The following is a 19,661-nucleotide window of genomic DNA, read 5'->3' on the forward strand; positions in this document are numbered from 1 at the left end:
GAAACTTACAACACTGTCCGTGGCCACAGCGCACTCGGTGGACTACCTCCCACCAGCCGCCTGTAACCAACCTCCTGGCCGGGTACACCTAGGAGCTCTGGCGTCGCCGCAGGACCAGCGCGGTACCGGCAGTGAGCAGGACGACGGCGGCCACGAGCGCGGTCCCGATCTGGGCACCGGTACTCGGCAGGCTGCCCTGGTCATCGCCCGGTTCGGCACCGCTCGGTCGAGTCGAGGCATCAGCCGTCGGTGTCGGCTCGTCCGGGTCCTGTGTCGGGGTCCCGGTCGGCTCCGATGACGGGTCCTCGGTCGGCTCGTCGGTCGGCTCGGGCGACGGCTCCTCAGTGGGCTCGTCCGTCGGCTCATCGGTCGGCTCGTCCGTGGGTTCCTCGGTGGGGTCCTCCCCGTCGACCGGCTCGATCGGCGGCAGCAAGCCGTCCCAGGCGGCGGTGAGCGTCATGTCGTCGCACACCCCACTGCCGCGGCAGGCCACGGTCAGCTGCGCGGTGCTCGAGCTAAGCGGGACGGCCACGCGCTCCCACTGCGTCGAGCTCGCCGACACCTGGGCCTCATCGTCCTCGGCGTTGCTCCACTCGAGCGTCACCGACTCGCCGTCGGCGGCCTTGGCGAACACGCCGAGCTCGTACTCCTCGCCCGGCTCCACGTAGGTGAAGCGGTTCACCGCCGGTACCTCCGGCGTCACCGGGCTGGCGAGCGAACCGCTCGTGGCGTCGGTGGACCGAGCGAACTCGCTCCAGGTGTCGGCGTTGTTCTCCTGCCACACGGTGTTGCGGGTGGCCTCGAAGGAGCCGTCGACCATGACGTCGTCCACGGGAAGCAGCGCGACGTCGTCAACCAGTCCCTGGCCCTCGACCGTGATGTCGAGCGTCGTCGCATCCGTGGACGTGCGCGCGGTCACGGCCACGGGGACATACCCGTCCTCGTCCGGTTCGGCCTCCGGCAGCGGCTCGGCGGTGGCCACGGCTCCCGAGGGCAGGGTGAGCGAGACGGTCGGCAGCGACTCGCCGTCGTCGCCGGAGACGGCGGCCACGAGCCGGTAGGTGCGGTTGACCGCCACAGGCACCGTCGTCGTCGCCGATCCGCCTTCGTCGACGGCCAGTGCGGCGTGACCGGTGCGTTGCCCCTCATCCACCCGCTGGGCCGGACCCTCGAGCTGCCAGTGGTCCTCGGCGGGGTCGAGCTCGAAGCCGCCGTCGGCGACCGTGACCTGCGGCCCCACGGGAGTCAGCTGGAACGCCCCAGCGTCGGGACTCGTCACCGACGGCACCGGGTTGCCGACGAAGTCGAGGACTCCTTCGGGCGCGATCGGTGCACCGACACCCTGCGCGGCGGTCAGCTGCAGCCGCTCCAGGCCCACACCGTCGGCCAGGGTCAGCTCCGGCAGCACGAGGTTGTCCTGCTCCGCGTTGACCTCGGGCCAGCCCTCGTCGCTGCCGCCGAAGACGTTGTTGCGCCAGACGATCGTCGCACCGTCCACCGCCGTGGCCGTCTCCTGGACCTCGGTCTCCTCCTGGGCGAGGAAGACGTTGTTGGCGAACACGGCGCTGTCGGCCAGGTAGTTGTCCGGGTGGGCGATGTCCACGGGCACCGAGGGCAGCAGGAAGCTGTTGTTGTAGACCTGCCCGTCTGCCTGCCCGGCCATGAAGAAGGTGCGCGCGATCCCGGTCGAGCCGTCGGCCAGCGGCACCGGGCGGCCGTCGTTCAGCGAGACGTTGTAGCGCACCACGGTGTCCGTGGTCAGGCCCCAGCAGCCGCAGAAGAGCATGAACCCGCCCTCGTTATCGTGCGAGAGGTTGTGCTCGTAGAGGTTGCCGGTGCCGCCGAAGTCGGCGTCGAAGGCCTGGCCGTCGTTGTTGTCCTCGCCGCGCACGGTGCCGAAGACGTGGTTGTAGCGGAAGGAGACGTCATCGGCGTTCCACGGCCACACCGCCGCGTTCGCGCCGTTCATCGACTGGCCGTCCTTGGTGTTGGCCACGTCCTCCACCGTGTTGTGCTCCACGCGCGAGCCCGAGGCGTACTGCAGCACGATCCCGTCGCCACCCACGTCGGTGACGAAGTTGTCGTGGATGTACATCGGGTCTCAGGCGTAGTAGTTGCCGTCGGTGGACTGCACCTCGGGCCGGCCCCACCACGTGGTGGACATGTTGATGCCCGAACGGTTGGTGTCGCGGACCGTGTTGTGGGCGATCTCCACGTCGCGGTACTTCGTCGGCGTCTGCGAGCCGTGCACCTCGAGCTGGATGCCGCCCGAGCCGCCGTTGTCCTTCTTGTTCTCCCCGCGGACGGTGTGGATGTACAGGTCGGTGATCGTGTACCCCTGACCCACGCCGATGTCCTCGATGGCCACCGTCAGCCCGCGCCGCACCGAACCGGACGCGAAGTCGCGCTCGTCGTCGGTGAAGTTCGTCAGCTCGAGGTTGCGCACCTCGTAGTGCTCGACGTTGTGCAGGTAGACCGCCTGGGGCTCGCCGGCAGCATCGATCCGGGCCATCGCGTCGGCCTCGGCGTCATAGGCGTCGACCACGACCGGGTCCTCGGCCGTGCCCGAGCCCTGGGGCTGGAACATGCCGGTGCAGGTCGCGCCACGACGGAAGAGCACCTGGTCACCAGGGTCCAGCTCGACGGCGTTGATCGCCTCGAGATCAGCGAACGGGGAGTCCTGCTCGCCGGTGCCGTCCTCCGGCGCCGAGCAGTCGACGAAGTAGCGGGTTCCGGTGACCGCGGCGTCGAGGTCTGCCACCGGCGGTGTGGTCGAGGGCCGTGCGCCGTAGACGATCTCCTCGCCCGCGGCGTCGGTGGCGCGCACCGCGATCGGGGTGACGCCGTCGTCGGCGACCCGGTCATCGAGTGCGTGCGGCAGCAGCAGCTCGTTGGACGGCACGCCCTCGGGCAGGTCGGCGACCTCGGCGGACGCAGCGGGCGCCAGCAGGCCGGCGGCCAGCAGCAGCCCGGTGCCGGCTGTCGCAACGGCGCGGCGTTGCCGGCGGGCGGATGGGTGAGACACGAGTGGTCCTCCTCGACGGGTCGGTCGGTGATCGGTGTGTGCGGGTGCGCCTACCGGGAAGGCAGGGCGGAGGTCAGCGGTGCGGAAGCCGGTTCGGAGGTCGGCGACGCCGGGGTCGGCTCGACGACGCGTGCGGTGCGGGCCGGCAGGGTCAGCTCGCCGTCGAGGTGCTCACCGGTGGTGAGGTCGAGGCCGGTGACACCGGGGACGACGACCTGCTCGTCGCCATGGTTGAGCACGAAGAGGTGCTCGCCGCGCCGCTGTGCCTCCACGCCTTCCGGCAGGTCCGCCAGCACCGGGGCCACTGCCCCGCGCTGGGCCACCAGGGTGGCCAGGCCGGCGCGTCCGACGGGGTCGAGGTCGGTCGCCACGTAGTAGGCGCTGCCTGAGCCGTGGCTGGCGCGGGTGATCGCGGGCAGGCCGGTGAGGTCGGCCCCGCCACCCTCGGCGGTGAAGCGGGCGAGGACGTCGACGCCGGTCTCCCGGCTGCGTGCGGCCGCCCCGCTGTCGTAGTCGTAGGCGGGGTCACCCGCCGGGGCCAGCACCTCGGCCCAGCGTCCGCCGGCCACGGGCAGGCCGTCCTCCGCTGCCCCGGTGAGGTCGCGCACGGCGCGGGCCAGGTCCTCGTCCACCACGTCGACGCCGGTGACGTCGCATCCGCCGGGCGTGCGCACGGCGGTGCTGATCCGGTGCACGGGGGTGAGTGGTTCCTCGACGTACCCGGCGACGTTCTCGCCGTCGTTGGCCGGTGTGCCGGTCGCGGCGACGACGTCGGTCACCCCCACTCCGAGCAGCTCGCGCAGCGAGCCGAGGTACCCGCCGAGGACCGCGGCCATCGTGGGGTCCACGACGAAACTGCGCGCTGTGACGATGACCTGGCCGCCCTGGGCGACGAACTCGGTGAGCCTGCGCGCGAGCTCGGCGTCCTCGATGAAGATCTGCGGGACGACGACCACCCGGTAGCCGGTCAGGTCCGCCGCGGTCCCGACGACGTCCACGGCGTACCCGAGCTCCCACCAGGTGCGGTGCCAGGCCTTGGCGCCGGCGAAGTCGGTCTCCTCGGTGGCGGGTCCGATCGCCGCCTGCAGTGCCCAGTTGGACTGCCAGTCGACGAGGACCGCGACCTGCGCCTCGGTCCGCGCACCGACCACGGGCCCGAGCCGCCCGAGCGTCTCACCCAGCCCCACGACCGCCGGCCAGGTCCGCCCGGCCCGGCCCGCGTGCGGCACCATGCCGCCGTGGAACGTCTCGGCCCCGCGACGCGACTGCCGCCACTGGAACTGCAGGATCCCGTCGGCCCCGTGCGCGACCCGCTGGAGCGACCACAGCTCGTACTGTCCGGGGCGCTTGGGGGAGTTGCGGGTCCGCCACTGCACGGCGTCGGTGGTCTGCTCCATGAGGAGGAACGGGCGGCCATCGCCCAGGCCGCGCATCAGGTCGGACTGCCAGGCGACGTCCCACGCACCCGACGGGCGTGCCGGGTCGGGGTAGTGGTCGTCGGAGACGATGTCCAGGTGCTGGGCCCACTGCACATAGTCCAGCGGCGGGAAGGCGCCCATGAAGTTGGTAGTGATCGGGCGGTCGGAGTGCGCGCGGATGCTCTCGATCTCCCCGAGCAGGCAGCCGAGGAGCTGGTGGTTGTTGAAGCGGCGCCAGTCGAGCAGCTGGGACGGGTTGTGCAGGGTCGGCATGGTGGCCGGCGGTTCCACCTCGGCGAAGTCGGCGTACCGCTGGGACCAGAAGGCGGTCCCCCACGCCTCGTTCAGCGCCTCGATGGTCTGGTACCGGTCCTGCAGCCAGCTGCGGAACGCTGCCCGGGACTCCTCGCCGAAGCACTCGCTCACGTGGCAGCCGTACTCGTTGTTCACGTGCCACATGACCACCCCCGGGTGGTCGCCGAAGCGCTGGGCGAGCACGCCCGCCAGTGCGGCCGAGGCGCGCCGGTACACCGAGGACGACGGCGAGTACTGCTGCCGGGAACCGAACTCCAGGCGCACACCCTCACGAGTCACCGGCAGCGACTGCGGATAGCGGCGCGCCATCCAGACCGGCGGTGAGGCAGTCCCGGTGGCCAGGTCCACGCTGATGCCTGCGGCGTGCAGGCGGTCGATGATGGCGGCGAGCCAGTCGAGGTCGTAGGTGCCCTCGGTCGGTTCCAGGGACGCCCACGAGAAGATCCCCAGACTGACGAGGTTCACCCCGGCGGCCCGCATGAGTTCGAGGTCCCGTTCGAAGGTCTCGGCGTCCCACTGCTCCGGGTTGTAGTCCCCGCCGTAGGCGACGGAGTCGAGGGGAAGGATCGTGGCGGATGCCATGGAGCACCTTTCGTCATGCTTCGCGCCGGGCGCGGCCGTTGGTATCGACCGGCTCGGGGCCGGGTCCTTGGAAGGAGGGGAGGGGTCAGCTCTTGACGGCTCCAGCGGCCAGACCGGCCTGCCAGTAGCGCTGGAGCCCGAGGAACAGGACGATGACCGGCAGGACGCCGAGGAGCGCGCCCATCATCACGGCACCCTTCTGGGGTGCGAAGTAGCTCATCATCCCGTACAGGCCGAGGGTGACCGGCTTGAGCTCGGGCGAGCTGATCATCATCAGTGGCAGGAGGAAGTTGTTCCAGGTGGCCACGAAGATGAACAGGAAGATGGTCACCATCGCCGGCGCCAGCAGACGCAGCACGATGGTGGCGAAGATCCGGAGCTCTGACGCGCCGTCGAGCCGTGCCGCCTCCATGAGCTCGGTCGGGACCGAGGTCTGGGCGTAGATGCGTCCCAGGAACACCCCGAACGGGGAGACGCAGCTGGGGATGATGATGGCCCAGATCGTGTTGGTCAGCTCGATGCCGTTGAACACGACGTACAGCGGGATCGTCAGCAGGGCGACCGGCATGAGCAGGCCGGCCATGATGACACCGGTCGCCAGGCCCCGGCCGCGGTAGCGGAACTTCGCCAGCGAGTAGCCGGCCGAGACGCTGATCAGCGTCCCGATGACCCCGGCTGCCCCGGAGTAGAGCACGGAGTTGGCCACCCAGCGCCAGAAGTGCCCCTGGGTCCAGCTGATGAGCTTCTCGTAGTTCTGCGCGTACTGGATGTCGGCGAACCACAGGCTGTTGCTGGCGATGAGGTCGGCGTTGGACTTGCTCGAGGCGATGATCACCCAGAAGATCGGGAACAGGAAGTACAGCAGCGTGACGGTGAGCACCACGACGGTGATGATGCGGGCCCGACGGCGGGGGGCCAGCGACCGCGGCGGCTCGTCCCCGGTGGTCGGGGCGAGCAGCTGGGCGATCGTGCGCCGGGGTGCGGGTGTTGCCAGGGTGGTGGTCATCGGTCGGCCTTCCGCTGGAGCAGGGTGTAGACCACGGCAAGCAGGCCCGAGAAGATGGCCATGACGATCGAGATGGCGGAGGCGGGACCGTCACCGGAAGGGGAGCTCTCGCCCATCATCGTGTTGTACGCCATCATCATCGGCGTGTAGTCGGCGCCCATCCAGGAGTTGGCCGTGGCCATGATGGTGGGTTCGTTGAACAGCTGCACCGTGCCGATGATGGAGAGCAGGACGGCGAGCAGCGAGGCGCCGCGCACGAGCGGGACCTTGATGTGCCGCACGATCTGCCAGCTGGAAGCGCCGTCGATGCGCGCGGCGGAGTAGATGTCGTGCGGTATGGCCTGGAGCGCGGCGAGGAAGATCAGCATGTTGTAGCCGGTGTAGGTCCACGTCGTCATGTTGGCCATCGAGGCGAGGATCGCGGTGCTGCCCATGAAGTTCAGGTCGAAGCCCAACGAGGCGGCGAGCTTGACGAACGGCGAGATCTCCGGGGAGTACAGGTAGAGCCACACCATCGCGGCCACGACGCCGGGGATCGCGTAGGGCAGGAAGACCGACAGCCGCAGGGCACCGACGCGGCGCACGAGCAGGGAGTCCAGCAGCAGGGCGATGGCCAGTGCCAGCATGATCATCACCGGGATCTGGAACGCGGCGTAGAGGACCACGCGGCCCATGCCCGCCCAGAACCGTTCGTTGGTGAGGACGTCGACGTAGTTGCCGAGCCCGACGAACGACTCGACGAGCTCCCCGCCACCGTAGAGGCCGCCACCGGAGGCCACGCTCTTGAAGAGCGAGGCGCGCAGCGCGATGACGATCGGGACGAGGAACACCAGGGTGAACATCACGCCGAACGGCAGGAGGAAGGCCCATCCGGCGCGTGCCTCGGCCCGGCCTTGCCGGAGCCGGCGTCTGGCCGGTCCGCGCGCGGGCACGTCCGTAGCGGGCGCCGCAGGGGTGGTCGTTGCCATTCTCGTGTCCTTCGAAGGGTGGCGTCGGGGCGGGAGCGAACAGGCTCACGCCCCGACGCAGGTGGGGGTGCTACTCGGCGACGGGGATGTTCGCCTCGGTCAGCGTGGCGACCGACTGCGTCTGACCCGCTTCGAACACGGCGCTCATCGGGCCCTCGCCGGCGCCCGCGGCCGCAGCGGCCTCCCGCATCGGACCCTCGACGGAGGAGAAGAACGGCATGTAGGTCCAGTCGGTGGAGAGGCGCTCGTTGGCCTCCGCCAGCTCGGCGAACACGTCCTGGTCACCGTAGAACGAGGCGAGGCTGTCCGGTGTGGTCATCTCCCCGGCGGTCGAGGCCACGACGAGACCCTGGGAGACCAGGGCGTCGGTCTGGGAGTTGAACCAGTTGAGGACTCCATCGCCTCGGCGGGGTGCTCGCAGCCGGAGAGGACGACGACGGCGGACCCGCCGTCGGGTCCGGTGATGTCCCCGGCACCGAAGTCGAAGAGCTGGGTGACGGCCCATTCGCCGTCGTTGTCGGTCCCGGCCATGGTGTCCGCCAGCAGCGGCGCCTCCCAGGCAGCACCGATGGTGCCGATGAGCTCCTGCTCGACCAGGGCGCTGCTGAAGCCGTCGCTCCACCGTTCGAGGGAGACGGTGGCCTCGGTGTCGAAGAGCTCCTACCAGAAGTCGGCCACTCGCTGGGAGCCCTCGTCGTTGACGTCGACCACCCACTGGTCGTCCTCGGCGGTGTACCACTGCGACCCGGCGGCGGCGGCCTGACCCGAGAGCCACAGGCGCGTCTCGTCGGGCTGGAAGGCGGCGATGTACTTGCCTTCGGCAGCGGCCTCCTGCGCGGTGGCGATGAACTCCTCGGCGGTGGTCGGCACGGTCAGGCCCAGCCGGTCGAACTCGGCGGCGTTGTAGTAGTACACCAGGGGCCCGGTGTCCTGTGGAAGGCCGACGATGCTCTCGCCCACGCGCACCGCGTCGAAGGCTGCGGAGTAGTTGTCCTGGTACTGCTCGGCGAACTCGGTGACGTCGGTGGTCAGGCCCTTGGCGTACATCTCGGGGACCTGCGCGTAGTCCGCCTGGGCCAGGCACAGGCCGACGCCGGCGTTGACGTCGGTCTCGAGCTTCTTGTTCATCTCGCCGGCGTCACCGTCGAACTTGGTGGCGCTGACCTGGATGTCCGGGTTGTTCTCGTTCCACTCCGCCACCAGGTCGGCCACCTTGACCATGCCGTCCCCGTCCGGGAGGCGGTGCAGGTATTCGATCTGGACGGGAGCGCCGTCCGCGGCGGCACCCGCTCCGGGGTCCGTGGACTCGTCGTCGGACGACCCGCACGCCGCCAGGGCGAGCGAGAGGATCGCGACGGTGCTGAGCAACGCGGCGGGACGGGTGCGTTGTGCTGTTTTCATCTGCAGACCTCTTCGATGAGAGTGGGACACCCGGTACGTCACCAGGCTTCTACGTGCGGTGCGACCACCGATGTGTTCGCGCGCACACATCGCACCTTAGCAGAACGGAACCCGCCCATCTGTCGAGGGGTGATCGGCTCTCTGCCGGGGCCGGGACGTCGCTCAGGCGCTCCCTCTGACGACGATCTGCGTGGACTGCAGGAACAGCTGACCACCGAGGGACTCGCCCCCGAGCTGGCGCACGACGAGCTCGGCCAGGGCTACGCCCATCGCCTCCGCCGGCTGGGCGACCGTGGTCAGGTGCGGAGTGGTGGACATGGCCCAGCGGGAGTCGTCGAAGCCGGCCACCCGCACGTCGTCGGGCACCGTGCGGCCACGATCCTGGAGCACGGTCATGACGGCGGCGGCGAGCGAGTCGTTGGCGCAGAACACCGTGTCGACGTCGGGGTGGGCATCGAGGAGAGCGCGCGCCGCGACGAGGCCGCTGTCATGGCTCCAGTGCTCGCTGACCTCCACGATCGGCTCGATCGCTCGGGCCTCGAGGCAGTCCACGAAGGCCTGCCGCCGGTCCTGAGCCGCGGTGGTGTCGCGCGGGCCCGCGATCATCGCCACCCGCTTCGCCGGCTTCGGGGCCCGGTCGAGCAGGTAGGTGACCATCTCGTAGGCGCCGGTGTAGTTGTCGACGTCGACGACCGGGATGGTCAGCCCCTCGGCTCGCGCCCCGACGAGCGATGCCGGCAGGCCGGACTCCTGGATGAGGCCGACGAGCGGGTCGCCGATCCGTGGGGCGGCGAGCATGATGCCGTCGAGGAACCCGCCGTAGAGAGCGTTCTTGAACCGGGTGAGCCCGCCCTGCTCCGGATGGATCATCACCAGGAGCTGGTGGTCGTGCGTGGTGAGGAACTGGTTGGCGCCGACCATCATCCCCATCAGGTTGGGGTCCTCGGCGAAGAGCGTGGCGTCCTGGTGGATGACCAGTGCGATGTTGCGTGCGCGCATTCCCGCCAACGAGCGGGCGGCCACGTTCGGCACGTACCCGGTCTCGTGGATCGCTGCCTCGATGCTCTTCGCTGCCCTGCTGGAGACGTATCCCGTCTTGCGCACGTACCGGGAGACCGTTCCGCGCGAGACTCCCGCCACGCGCGCCACGTCGGCCATCGTGACGCCGCGAACGGGAGGAAGAGGCCGAGGGGCCGCCTCAGTCATGAGATCACCCTCGTCTCAACGTGGTCGAAGTCCATGGCGGTGCATCCGCAGCGCGTTTGACTCTACCGGCTTCTGGATCCAGAGCGCTTCCCCCGGTTCTGGTCAGGTGTGCGATGAGTCGCTGGCGGTGCGCGGTCGAGCTCGCCGTGGCGGCAGCAGATCAACGCGGCGATTCGCTGCCCTTGCGACCCCACTCCAAGAGGCGCAACTGTGTCGATCGCGGCGGTATGACGCAGGTCGGATGCGGTTCACGATCTGGCAGGTTCGATTGTGCGGCTATGCGACTGCGTGGAAGGTGAGTTTGAGTCCGAGGGCGTCTGAGACCTTGAGGACGGTCGACCAGGTGGGGTTACCGTGATCGGAGAGGGCTTTGTAGAGCCCGTCGCGGCTCATGCCCACCTGCCGGGCCAGGTCGCTCATGTTTCCCGAGCGGGCGATCACGCCGAGGGCGCGTGGCACGGCAGTCGGGTCGTCGGTGGACTCCTCCAGGGCGAGCTGTAGGTAGGCCGCGACGTCGTCCAGGTCGGCGAGATAGTTGGCCGCGTCGAAACGGGCAATCTGCTCATCCATCGTCACCATCCTCCTTCGAGTGCCAGTGAGCGGCGAGCTGGTGCGCCTTGGTGATGTCCGTCTGCTGGGTTGACTTGTCTCCGCCGCACAGCAGGAGCACGATCTGGTTGCCGCGTTGTGTGTAGTAGACCCGGTAGCCCGGCCCAGAGGCCAGTCGCAGCTCCAAGATGCCGCGACCTACAGTCTTCACGTCGCCTGGGTTGCCATGTGCGAGCCGGTCACGGCAACGCTCAGCGCTGTTCTACGGCGGGGCTTTCCCTGGCCGCAGATCCAGTGCCAGTGATCCGCCGGGGCCGTGCTGGCCGTGGCCGATCTCCACTGCGACCTTGCGGCTCACGTTGAGGACCGCCTTGGCCCCCTCTGTCGGGCGTACGGCGGATCGTCGATAGTGGTTGGGTCAGCGAAGAGGAGGAGACCGACATGAGTGATCAGTCCGACGACGAAATTGCTGCCTGGGCGGAGGCTGACGAGAGGGAGATTCGCTCGGACGCAATGATCACCAGAGGTACCGCGGCCTCGCGTGGCCAGACGCGCCAGAGGCTCGCTGCCGCAGCCGACGGCGACCCGGCGAGCGAGGAACTGCTCGCGCGCGTTCTCAGGACGAACGCCGAGCGATAAACCCAGAGACGCTGGCGGCAGGGGCTGTCGCACTGGCTGGCTAGGGAGCGGACCCACGCGGATCTACCGGTGTGCTCGAGCCAGCAACTACTACTCGCTGACCACCGTGATCATCCCGTCCATCCCTCGGTCCGGGTGGTAGGACCACTGGATCTCCAGGTCGTCCCAGGTGGCGCTCTGCCGTCCGTCCATGGACGTGGTCTGCCCCATGTGGGTGGAGATGCGCGAGGGCATGTCCAGCTCGCCGAAGACGCACATGATGTCGGCGATGTCGCCGCCGATGACCTCGTCCTCCCCGCGATGGTCGAAGGCGAGGGTACCGCCGTGGTCCTGGACCGTGATCCCGTCCGGTGAGTCGCAAGCCTCCACCGCCTCGGTGAGCAGCGCGGAAGACGGTGAACCGTCGAGCGTCAGCGGCAGCGCAATGGCCAGGGCGAGCCCTGCTCCCACCGCGACCCCGAGAAGCCCAGTGAGCACCGGGAAGACTCCCCGGCGCGGCCGGGTGACCGGCTGAGCACCGAAGCTTTCCCCTGGCCAGGGGAGCTCCGCCGTCGGCGGTGGTGTGGGCGGGACACCCGGTGCGGGTGGCGGTACGGACATGATGACCTCTCTTCTCGGGACCGGTGTCCCGTGGCTGTGGGATGGGTGCGGCCGAGACGTGCCGCTGGTTCGCTGCCGGCTACTGCTGGGTCCAGGTGCCGCAGCCCTCGGAGGAGAAGGCGGCGTCGGAGCTGGAGATCTCCACCACGGCCTGGCCCTCCGGGGCGCCGTTGGCGATGATGTCGCCGAACTCACCGGACAGGCCGGAGAGCCGTTCCCAGTAGCACCAGCCGCCGCCGTCGTTGCGGTACACGCCGGGCTCGATGTCCTGACCGACCACCCAGGTGCCGTCGCCGAACTGGGTGCCGGCGGCCTCCGCCTGTGCCTCCTCCTCGGCAGCCGCCGCCTCCGCAGCCGCGAGCTCGCCCTGGACGTCCTCGAGCTCTGCCTGGGCGCCCTCGAGCTGCCCCTCGGCATCCTCGGCGCGGGCGATCGCAGCGTCCCGGTCGTCCTCGGCGGTGGCAAGCTTCTCCCGGGCGGTGTCCCGGGCATCCTCCGCGGCCTCCAGGTCCGCCAGTGCGGCATCGCGCTGGTCGCCCACAGTCTCCAGCTGCTCCTGGGTGGCCTCCAACGAGACCTGCAGGTTGGCCAGCTCGTCGCTGTGGTCCGCCGCCTGGGCCGGCGGCGGGTCCTGGCCGCTGGCGCCGATGCCCACACCGATGAGCAGCGCGGCCACGATGCCGACCGCCCACGGCCAGCGCCGGCGCTTCGCCGGCTTCGGGGGTTGTGGCTCCGGGCCCTGCTCGGGCTGATAGCCGAAGATGGGGTCTGGGTACGGGTCCTGCGGTGGGGTGGCCATGGTCTCGTTCCTTCCGTCTGTGGAGTTGGACGGTAGGAGAGCCGGCGCCGGCGCGGGGGAGTGGGGGCGATAACCCGGTGTATCGGGGGCTGCTGTGGTCCGCCGAGGTGTCCGACCTCGAGGGGCTGCTCTCCTTCCCCGTACGGCGACGTACGGGGCGCGGGAATCGACCGGGTGATCGACTGGTATCACAGCTGCTGACGGGTGCGGCGTGTTGGTGCTGGTCGGGGCGAGGGGTCGGAGCGCGATCAGATGTTGGCGCGTCCCTCGTTCCCGGTTGCACCCACTCCACCGTCAGTGAGTTCCAGGTGAGGGATGATTGATCGGCCCACCTTCTACGTCACGGAGCCTGCCCGTGGCACCGGCCGGAACAGGCAACTGTCTGCGTCGTCTAGGACAATCGAGGGCTCCTACCTGCTGTCGCCGAATCGTGCTGTCGGGAACGCCAGCGACCGCGTGCTGGCAGCGAAGCGGTCCGTCATCACCGCAGTGGCGTCCAGCTCGGCATACGCCACCGAGGTTGCGACGTACGAGGTCTCGAACATCCGACGGCCGCAGGTGCGTCCAAGTGAAGCCGCTGGGTGAAGCAGCCTCGCGACTTTCTGACGCGGTTCGTTCTGATGGTCATCTCGCGAGATGGCTCGGTGACCGCTCATCTCGAAGCCCACATCGAGCGCTTCGACGGACCCTTCTGTGCTCAGGTGACTGCAGACGACATGCAGGCACCTAATTCAAATTAGAACATCGAACAGCCTGGATGCCAAAAAATAGTTGACCGTCACGCTAGTACTTGCTAGCGTGCCCATCTAATGCGAATTGGAGGCATGCAGGCGATGAGGCCGAGGCAGAGCGATATCGCTCGTTTGGCGAGAGTGTCTCAGACCACGGTGTCCCTGACCCTGAACGGCAAGACAGCCGAGTATGGAATCAACCGGGCCACCGAGGAACGCATCATGTCGGCTGCCCGCGAACTGGGCTATGTGCCGAACGTGACGGCCCGGGCACTCCGGGGCGGACGTAACTGCCTCCTTGGCGTGCACGCCTATGAGTCCTTGTTCCCGACCAGCCGGGAGTCCTACTACGAAGAGATCTTGGTCGGCATCGAGCAGGGCGCGATCCGAACTGGACAGGACCTGGTGCTGTTCACCTCGGTCCATTCCGGACAGGGACGGGCGAGCATCTTCGATGGAGGGCGCAATCGACTCAAGATCGCGGACGGCACACTGATCATTGGCTTCGACCAGCACGACGACGAACTGGTTCGCCTCGCCGAGGAGGGCTTCCCGTTCGTGTTCATCGGCCGACGGGAGAAGCCGGCCGCACTGGGGCCCTACGTGACCGCCGACTACGTGGGAGCGGTTCGTAGTGTCGCCGCCCAAGTGCGTGCTCTTGGACACCGCCGCGTGGCCTACCTGGGCTTGCCCGACTATATCGAACCGCGACTCGAACGCCGTGAGGGATTTGCCCGCGGCGTTGAAGAGCACGACCTGACCGTGGCCGGTCAGTCCTTCGGTCACCTCGAAGGCCCACATGAACGCTGGGTGCAGGAGATGGTCGAGAGTGGAGCGACCGCGCTCCTGGTAGAGGGCTCCGCCCAGTTGGAGACGGTTGCACAGCGCTGCGATGCTGCTGGCCTGCGCATCCCGGATGACCTGTCGGTCATTGGCCTAGATTCGATCACCGATCCCGCGACGAGCTCCCGGCACTGGACGCATGTGCGCGTGCCGCGACGGGAGATGGGCAGCCGTGCTGTCGAGCTGCTCCTGGAGTTCATTGACGGTGTGCACGGGCCGGCCTATCACGAGCGCCTGCCGTGCACGTTCGAAGAGGGCGAGACCTTCTGCCCGCGCAGTTGACCAGGATCCGTGCCGGCACCGACGTCGGCACGCAATGATGGAAGGACATCACGATGCGACGAGTTCAGCGCGTACCTATCAGTCTCATAGCCAGCGCGGTTGCGATTTCGACGCTGGCCGCATGCGGTTCCAATGAAGGTGAGGGCGACAGCGAGCTGGTGGTCTGGTTCCCGGGAAACACCGAGGCGGAGATGGAACTGGTGCAGAACAGCATCGTTCCGGCATTCGAGGAGGAGGCTGGGGTCGACATCGAGGTCACCTACGTTGACTGGCCAGACCTGGGGCCGAAGTTGAATGCAGCGTTTGCAGCCGGTACGGCGCCGGACGTGATCGGGCACGGTGTGGCCGCGACGGCAGACCTTGCCGCCAATGGGCGAGTACTGGATCTCTCCGAGTATCTCGATCAGATGGACCCCACCCAGCGCGAGGACATGGGATCTGCCCTGCCTGGCGGCGAGGTGGACGGTACGCCGTACATGGTTCCGCTGATGACCACCATTCGGATGATCGCCTACAGCGCTGCTGACTTCGAAGCAGCCGGTCTGGATCCGGAGGCGCCGCCGGAAACGTGGGAAGAGGTCCGCGAGGTCGCCGAGGATCTCACTGAGCGTGACGGGAGCGAGATCAGTCGCGCCGGCCTGGTGGTTCCGAGCGATCCCATCGGCGTACAGCAGACTTTCGGCACGCTGCTGTGGTCCAACGGGGGCGAGTTCATCAGTGATGACGGCAACGCCACGATGGATACACCGGAAGCGATCGAGGCCCTCGAGTTCTATGCCAGCCTCTACGACGGGGAGTCGGCGGTGGACAACACCCTCGGTGCGCAGCTGCCGAACCAGCCGGCGGAGACGCCCGTGGTGACGGGTCAGGCGGCGATGCAGCTAGTCAACGCCGGTGACATCATCAAGTTGCAGGAAGCCGGCCCTGATCGTGACCTCCGTCTGATGGCGCCGCCCGCGTTTGACGGAGCCGAGCCGGGTGCTTTTGGCGGCCCGGCGAACGGGCTGATGATCAACGCCGACACCGCTGTGCCCGACCTCGCCTGGGACTTCGTCTCCGCGATGGTGGAGCCGGAGACGAACCTGGAGTACGTCGAGGCACTCGGCGCGCTGCCGGTCCACGCCTCCTCTATCGACTCCGACTACATCTCGGCCAACCCGGAACTGCAGCGTGCTGTGGAGGCTTTGCCCAGCGCGCACCCCAACCCGAACGTGCCGGGCTGGACCCAGATGCGCGACGCAATGGGACAGCACCTTGAGCGTGCGCTGCATGGCGAGGTGGAGCCCGCCGACGCGTTGGAGCAGGCGAACACTGAGGTGGCGGGGATCCTTGCCTCGGGTTCTTGATCGGTCCGTGCACCGGGCAGACGAGCTGGTCAGCGCACCTAGCCCGCAGCGCCCGATGCGGTTAGGCCGCCCGCAGGCGCGGATGGGACTGCTGTTCGTGCTGCCTGCAGCGCTGTATGTCGCGGTTTTCCAGCTCGGTCCGGTGCTGTATGGACTTGTCCTGAGCTTCAGCTCCTACAGTCCGATTAGCCGGGACGGTCCGAGTTTCATCGGCTGGGACAACTACGCCGCCATCGTCAACGATGCGGAGTTCGGTCAGGCGATGCTGGTCACCGGCCGGTACGTCCTGCAGGTTCTGCCGATCACGGTCGCGATCGCGTTGGGGCTGGCGATACTTTCCAACCGGACATTCCGCGGCGTGGGACTGTTCCGAACCGGACTGTACGTACCGCATGTCGTCTCGCTGACTGCCGTCAGCATGATCTGGCTGTGGATGTATTCCGATGTGGGGCTGGTCAATCTGGTGCTTGATGCGCTCGGACAGCCAGGACAACGGTGGCTGACCACGGAGTCGGGTGCACTGAACGCTGTATCGGCGATGCGCATCTGGAAGGCACTCGGCAGCAATATGGTCCTCCTGCTCGCCGGCCTGCAGACAGTTCCAAAAGACCTCTACGAGGCGGCACGGATGGACGGCGCGAACGCGTGGCAGCAGTTTCGCGCGGTAACGCTGCCGGGAATCCGGCCGATGCTCACCTACGTGATCGTGATGGACATCATCTACCTCGCTCAAGGGTTCGCCGAGATCTTCGTGCTGACCCAGGGCGGCCCGTATGGCACAACGACCACGGTGAACTATCTGATCTACACCGAAGCATTCCAATACAACCAGATGGGCAGTGCGTCGGCTATGGCGTTCGTGCTGTTCGCCTTCATCGCGGCACTGACGATCGTCGCTCTACGGGCGGGCCAGGGGAGGCGTAGCTAGATGTTAGGAATCCGACGTCGCCGTCGGCCGACATGGCCCCGGGTCGTGATGCTCGCTGCTGTTACTGCTGCTGTCTTGCTGCCGTTCTGGTGGATGATCAGCCTGGCATTCACCCCGGAGGGCCATAGCGTTCGGTTCATCCCGGAGCAGCCCACGGTGGAGAACTTTCAGATTGCTGTGCAGGCGGCCAACTTGGACACTGCGTTTGCGAACTCCACGTTGGTGACCGTGGTGGCGGTGCTGACCAACTGCACCGTGCCCGTGATCGCTGGTTACTCCTTCGCGCATCTGCCGTTCCGCGGGAGCAAGCCACTCTTCTACGTGCTGCTCTCCACAGTCGCGATCCCGGTCTCGGTCACTTTGATCCCGCTGTTTCTGATGGCTCGGCACTTTCCCCTGGCAGGTGGTAACGACCTTCTCGGTGCTGGGGGCAGTGGCCTGCTGGACTCGGTGGGTGGTCTGATGCTGCCGTACCTGGTGGGCACGATGAACATCTTTCTCTCCCGCCAGTACTTTGCCGGGATGGATCGGGGTTTCGCTGAAGCTGCCAGGATCGACGGTGCCAGCGAGCTGCGTACCTTCGCCCAAATATATCTGCCGATGGCTAAACCGCTGCTCGCGCTCGTGGCGGTGTTCTCGTTCACCGGAGTCTGGGATGACTTCCTCTGGCCGTTGGTGGTGTCGGCGTCGGAGCGGAGCGTCACCGTCCAACTGGCGATTACCACCTTCGCAGCTAGCGGGAACGTACGGTACGGCGCACTGATGGCGGCCACGATTTTGGTCACTCTGCCTGTCCTGGTGGTGTTCCTTGTCAACCAGCGGAGCTTCATCTCCGGTCTTGCCGAAGGCGGGATCAAGGGGTGAGTCCGTCTGACTTGGCCTGAGCCCCCACCCATTACAACGAAGGAGCACATGCACGTGCCACGCAACCACGCAGACGTATTGATCATCGGAGGAGGTCTCGGCGGTGTAGCCGCTGCTCGTGCAGCACTCGCCCTCGGACGGACGGTGATTCTCACGGACGCCGGAGACTGGCTCGGCGGCCAGATGACTACGCAGGCGGTCCCGCCAGACGAGCATCCATGGATCGAGAGCGACCTCGTCTCCCGGAGCTACCGCGAACTGCGCGAACGGATCCGTGAGCACTATCGGGCCCACTATCCCCTGACCGACCAGGCGCGCGTTGAGGAGCATCTCAACCCTGGGGCCGGGTTCGTCTCCGCGCTCTGTCACGAGCCACGAGTATCGGCCGCCGTACTACGTGAGATGCTTGCGCCCGATATTGCCTCGGGAGACCTCACCCTCCTGCTCGGTCACGTGCCGGTCGCAGCCGAACGCAGCGGGAACCAGGTGCGCTCGGTCACCGTTCGGGAACGGTCTACCGGTGAGCGTCAAACGCTGATCGGCCGGATGATCCTGGATGCGACCGAGCTCGGTGACCTTCTTGAGCTTGCTGACATCCCGCACGTGATCGGCGCGGAGTCCCGGGACGAGACCGGCGAACTGCATGCCCCAGTGAAGGCCGATCCTCTCGACCAGCAAGCAATCACCTGGTGCGCGGCAGTGGAGTATCGGGCGGGTGAGAACCATGTGATCGCGAAGCCGGCGGACTATGCCTACTGGCGGGACACGGTCGACCCACGGTGGCCCGGCTCCCAGCTGTCTTGGACCGATGTGCACCCGATCACCCTCGCGGAACGCTACCGTCCCCTCTTCGAGGGCACTCCCGAGGAGGCCGTCCACGGCGAGCACCACGACCTGTGGCACTATCGGCGGATCCTGGCCACACGACAGCTAGAGCCCTCGTACGACGGGGGAGACATCTCGCTGCTGAACTGGCCGCACATCGACTACTGGGAACTCCCATTGGTTGGAGTGTCGGACGAGACCCGCCAGGAGGCCCTGCGGAGCGCCCGCGAGCTCACGCTATCGTTCGTGTACTGGATGCAGACCGAGGCGCCCCGGTCTGAAGGAGGCCGCGGCTACCCCGAGCTCAAGTTGCGCGGAGATGTGCTAGGCACCAGCGATGGTCTAGCCCGCGAGCCTTACATTCGAGAGTCACGACGGATACGAGCTCTGTTCACGGTGACAGAGGCCCACATCGGTTGCGAGATGCGGGGCGAAGGCGCCGGATCGGAGATCTTCGACGATAGTGTCGGAATCGGCTTCTACCGCATCGACCTGCACCCGTCCACGTCAGGACGAACGTACGTGGACATCGCCTCGTTCCCGTTCCAGATCCCGCTCGGCGCGCTGATTCCGGAACAGGTCGAGAACTTTCTTGCAGCGAACAAGAACATCGGCACTACCCACATCACCAACGGCGCTTACCGGCTGCACCCAGTTGAGTGGTCGATCGGCGAGGCCGCGGGTGCGATTGCCGCGCACAGCCTCAACGTCGGGCGGAGTCCGGCCAAGGTGCGCCAGGAACCTGCAGACCTGCGAGCCTTCCAGGAGCTGCTCTCCGAACGCCTGGGTGTGTCGCTGGCCTGGCCAGAGGAGATTCGTCGCACTGGTCGGCCCGATGCCACCGGGCCAATCCTGGAGAAGCAGGTGTCCTCGGTCGGTATCAAGAAGTGGGGAGGATTTCACCAATGAGGGCAAGCCAGGACCAGTTGCGGGTGGGCACTGAGGCTCGCATGAGTACCCCACTTACCCGCCGTCACGTCCTGACCGCAACTCTGCTAGGGCGTGTCTCCCATATGTGAGGGGGTTTTGCCTTGAGGGTTGAGGGATGGCTACTACTGCAGCGTCCCGGGATCGGGCTCTTTCGGATGAGCAGTGGGAGCGGATTGAGCCGTTGCTGCCCTCGAACGAGGGTCGTAAGGGGCATCCGTTCGAGAACAACAGGATGATCGTGGAGGGCATCATCTATCGTGCTCGGACCGGTATTCCGTGGCGGGATCTGCCCCGGGAGCGGTTCGGACCCTGGCAGACGGTGTGGAAGCGCCACTACCTCTACGCACGGCTGGGAGTGTGGGACGAGATCCACGCGGTACTGATGGCTCAGGCTGATGCTGGCG

At 67.5% G+C, this 19,661-nt stretch carries 18 protein-coding genes and 1 pseudogene; 7 read left to right on the forward strand and 12 right to left on the reverse strand.

Features of this window, described 5'->3' with window-relative positions; translation table 11 throughout:
* Positions 1 to 88 precede the first annotated feature (88 nt).
* The 10 genes and pseudogenes from K338_RS24855 to K338_RS24060 form a co-directional block, all read right to left on the reverse strand.
* On the reverse strand, positions 89 to 2,095 hold the full coding sequence (locus K338_RS24855; protein WP_022919720.1) for a right-handed parallel beta-helix repeat-containing protein: 2,007 nt from the start codon (positions 2,093 to 2,095) through the stop codon (positions 89 to 91).
* Between the two features lie 6 nt (positions 2,096 to 2,101).
* Entirely contained in the window at positions 2,102 to 3,025 is a 924-nt protein-coding gene (locus tag K338_RS0118930) for a hypothetical protein (RefSeq protein ID WP_022919721.1), read from the reverse strand.
* A gap of 50 nt (positions 3,026 to 3,075) precedes the next feature.
* The gene (locus tag K338_RS24050; protein ID WP_022919722.1) at positions 3,076 to 5,340 is read right to left on the reverse strand and encodes a beta-galactosidase; all 2,265 of its coding nucleotides are present in this window, start codon (positions 5,338 to 5,340) and stop codon (positions 3,076 to 3,078) included.
* Between the two features lie 85 nt (positions 5,341 to 5,425).
* A complete protein-coding gene (locus tag K338_RS0118940; RefSeq protein ID WP_022919723.1) occupies positions 5,426 to 6,346 on the reverse strand; it encodes a carbohydrate ABC transporter permease in 921 nt (306 codons plus the stop codon).
* On the reverse strand, positions 6,343 to 7,314 hold the full coding sequence (locus K338_RS0118945) for a carbohydrate ABC transporter permease (RefSeq protein WP_022919724.1): 972 nt from the start codon (positions 7,312 to 7,314) through the stop codon (positions 6,343 to 6,345). Before K338_RS0118945 ends, K338_RS0118940 begins: the two co-directional genes overlap by 4 nt.
* A 70-nt stretch (positions 7,315 to 7,384) precedes the next feature.
* Positions 7,385 to 7,654, reverse strand: coding sequence for a hypothetical protein (locus K338_RS26315; protein WP_245543011.1), 270 nt, complete (start codon positions 7,652 to 7,654; stop codon positions 7,385 to 7,387).
* A 320-nt stretch (positions 7,655 to 7,974) separates the two neighbouring features.
* Positions 7,975 to 8,715 carry an ABC transporter substrate-binding protein gene (locus K338_RS26320; protein ID WP_245543012.1) on the reverse strand — a complete coding sequence of 247 codons (741 nt, stop codon included), beginning with the start codon at positions 8,713 to 8,715 and terminating at the stop codon, positions 7,975 to 7,977.
* Positions 8,716 to 8,877: 162 nt separating this feature from the next.
* The gene (locus tag K338_RS0118955) at positions 8,878 to 9,921 is read right to left on the reverse strand and encodes a LacI family DNA-binding transcriptional regulator (RefSeq protein ID WP_022919725.1); all 1,044 of its coding nucleotides are present in this window, start codon (positions 9,919 to 9,921) and stop codon (positions 8,878 to 8,880) included.
* A gap of 276 nt (positions 9,922 to 10,197) precedes the next feature.
* Positions 10,198 to 10,500, reverse strand: a complete 303-nt coding sequence (locus K338_RS0118960) for an addiction module antidote protein (RefSeq protein WP_027287048.1) — start codon at positions 10,498 to 10,500, stop codon at positions 10,198 to 10,200.
* A pseudogene (locus K338_RS24060) lies at positions 10,484 to 10,699 on the reverse strand (type II toxin-antitoxin system RelE/ParE family toxin); the annotation flags it as partial. The gene K338_RS0118960 and the pseudogene K338_RS24060, both read right to left, overlap by 17 nt.
* A gap of 212 nt (positions 10,700 to 10,911) precedes the next feature.
* Here K338_RS24060 and K338_RS0118970 point away from each other — a divergent pair.
* The gene (locus K338_RS0118970; RefSeq protein ID WP_022919727.1) at positions 10,912 to 11,109 is read left to right on the forward strand and encodes a hypothetical protein; all 198 of its coding nucleotides are present in this window, start codon (positions 10,912 to 10,914) and stop codon (positions 11,107 to 11,109) included.
* Between the two features lie 90 nt (positions 11,110 to 11,199).
* Here the strand turns inward: K338_RS0118970 and K338_RS24860 are convergent, their stop codons facing one another.
* Both K338_RS24860 and K338_RS24865 read right to left on the reverse strand, forming a co-directional pair.
* Positions 11,200 to 11,709, reverse strand: coding sequence for a hypothetical protein (locus K338_RS24860; protein WP_157612652.1), 510 nt, complete (start codon positions 11,707 to 11,709; stop codon positions 11,200 to 11,202).
* A gap of 79 nt (positions 11,710 to 11,788) precedes the next feature.
* Positions 11,789 to 12,508 carry an Rv1352/Rv1906c domain-containing protein gene (locus K338_RS24865; RefSeq protein ID WP_051155011.1) on the reverse strand — a complete coding sequence of 240 codons (720 nt, stop codon included), beginning with the start codon at positions 12,506 to 12,508 and terminating at the stop codon, positions 11,789 to 11,791.
* Between the two features lie 833 nt (positions 12,509 to 13,341).
* Here K338_RS24865 and K338_RS24070 point away from each other — a divergent pair.
* From K338_RS24070 to K338_RS0119010, 6 genes are all read left to right on the forward strand, one after another.
* Positions 13,342 to 14,364, forward strand: a complete 1,023-nt coding sequence (locus K338_RS24070) for a LacI family DNA-binding transcriptional regulator (RefSeq protein ID WP_040654477.1) — start codon at positions 13,342 to 13,344, stop codon at positions 14,362 to 14,364.
* Positions 14,365 to 14,417: 53 nt separating this feature from the next.
* Positions 14,418 to 15,710, forward strand: coding sequence for an ABC transporter substrate-binding protein (locus tag K338_RS0118990; protein WP_084481497.1), 1,293 nt, complete (start codon positions 14,418 to 14,420; stop codon positions 15,708 to 15,710).
* A gap of 82 nt (positions 15,711 to 15,792) precedes the next feature.
* Positions 15,793 to 16,638 carry a carbohydrate ABC transporter permease gene (locus K338_RS0118995; protein ID WP_169579594.1) on the forward strand — a complete coding sequence of 282 codons (846 nt, stop codon included), beginning with the start codon at positions 15,793 to 15,795 and terminating at the stop codon, positions 16,636 to 16,638.
* Between the two features lie 48 nt (positions 16,639 to 16,686).
* On the forward strand, positions 16,687 to 17,502 hold the full coding sequence (locus K338_RS0119000) for a carbohydrate ABC transporter permease (protein WP_245543013.1): 816 nt from the start codon (positions 16,687 to 16,689) through the stop codon (positions 17,500 to 17,502).
* 48 nt (positions 17,503 to 17,550) lie between these two features.
* Positions 17,551 to 19,236, forward strand: coding sequence for an FAD-dependent oxidoreductase (locus tag K338_RS24075; protein WP_022919731.1), 1,686 nt, complete (start codon positions 17,551 to 17,553; stop codon positions 19,234 to 19,236).
* 136 nt (positions 19,237 to 19,372) lie between these two features.
* A partial coding sequence (locus K338_RS0119010) for a transposase (RefSeq protein ID WP_027286747.1) occupies positions 19,373 to 19,661 on the forward strand: 289 nt, incomplete at its 3' end.

Origin of the sequence: Ruania albidiflava DSM 18029 (assembly GCF_000421225.1) — a bacterium.
GTDB classification, from domain to species: Bacteria; Actinomycetota; Actinomycetes; order Actinomycetales; family Beutenbergiaceae; genus Ruania; species Ruania albidiflava.

Bases quoted from the DNA above. Each gene is read 5' to 3' on its own strand.
- K338_RS24865 (WP_051155011.1), bottom strand. From the start codon at position 12,508: ATGGCCACCCCACCGCAGGACCCGTACCCAGACCCCATCTTCGGCTAT.
- K338_RS24855 (WP_022919720.1), bottom strand. From the start codon at position 2,095: ATGTACATCCACGACAACTTCGTCACCGACGTGGGTGGCGACGGGATC.
- K338_RS24860 (WP_157612652.1), bottom strand. From the start codon at position 11,709: ATGTCCGTACCGCCACCCGCACCGGGTGTCCCGCCCACACCACCGCCG.
- K338_RS24050 (WP_022919722.1), bottom strand. From the start codon at position 5,340: ATGGCATCCGCCACGATCCTTCCCCTCGACTCCGTCGCCTACGGCGGG.
- K338_RS24075 (WP_022919731.1), top strand. From the start codon at position 17,551: ATGCACGTGCCACGCAACCACGCAGACGTATTGATCATCGGAGGAGGT.
- K338_RS0118995 (WP_169579594.1), top strand. From the start codon at position 15,793: ATGGGACTGCTGTTCGTGCTGCCTGCAGCGCTGTATGTCGCGGTTTTC.
- K338_RS0118970 (WP_022919727.1), top strand. From the start codon at position 10,912: ATGAGTGATCAGTCCGACGACGAAATTGCTGCCTGGGCGGAGGCTGAC.
- K338_RS26320 (WP_245543012.1), bottom strand. From the start codon at position 8,715: ATGAAAACAGCACAACGCACCCGTCCCGCCGCGTTGCTCAGCACCGTC.
- K338_RS0118945 (WP_022919724.1), bottom strand. From the start codon at position 7,314: ATGGCAACGACCACCCCTGCGGCGCCCGCTACGGACGTGCCCGCGCGC.
- K338_RS24070 (WP_040654477.1), top strand. From the start codon at position 13,342: ATGAGGCCGAGGCAGAGCGATATCGCTCGTTTGGCGAGAGTGTCTCAG.
- K338_RS0119000 (WP_245543013.1), top strand. From the start codon at position 16,687: ATGCTCGCTGCTGTTACTGCTGCTGTCTTGCTGCCGTTCTGGTGGATG.
- K338_RS0118940 (WP_022919723.1), bottom strand. From the start codon at position 6,346: ATGACCACCACCCTGGCAACACCCGCACCCCGGCGCACGATCGCCCAG.
- K338_RS0118955 (WP_022919725.1), bottom strand. From the start codon at position 9,921: ATGACTGAGGCGGCCCCTCGGCCTCTTCCTCCCGTTCGCGGCGTCACG.
- K338_RS0118960 (WP_027287048.1), bottom strand. From the start codon at position 10,500: ATGGTGACGATGGATGAGCAGATTGCCCGTTTCGACGCGGCCAACTAT.
- K338_RS0118990 (WP_084481497.1), top strand. From the start codon at position 14,418: ATGCGACGAGTTCAGCGCGTACCTATCAGTCTCATAGCCAGCGCGGTT.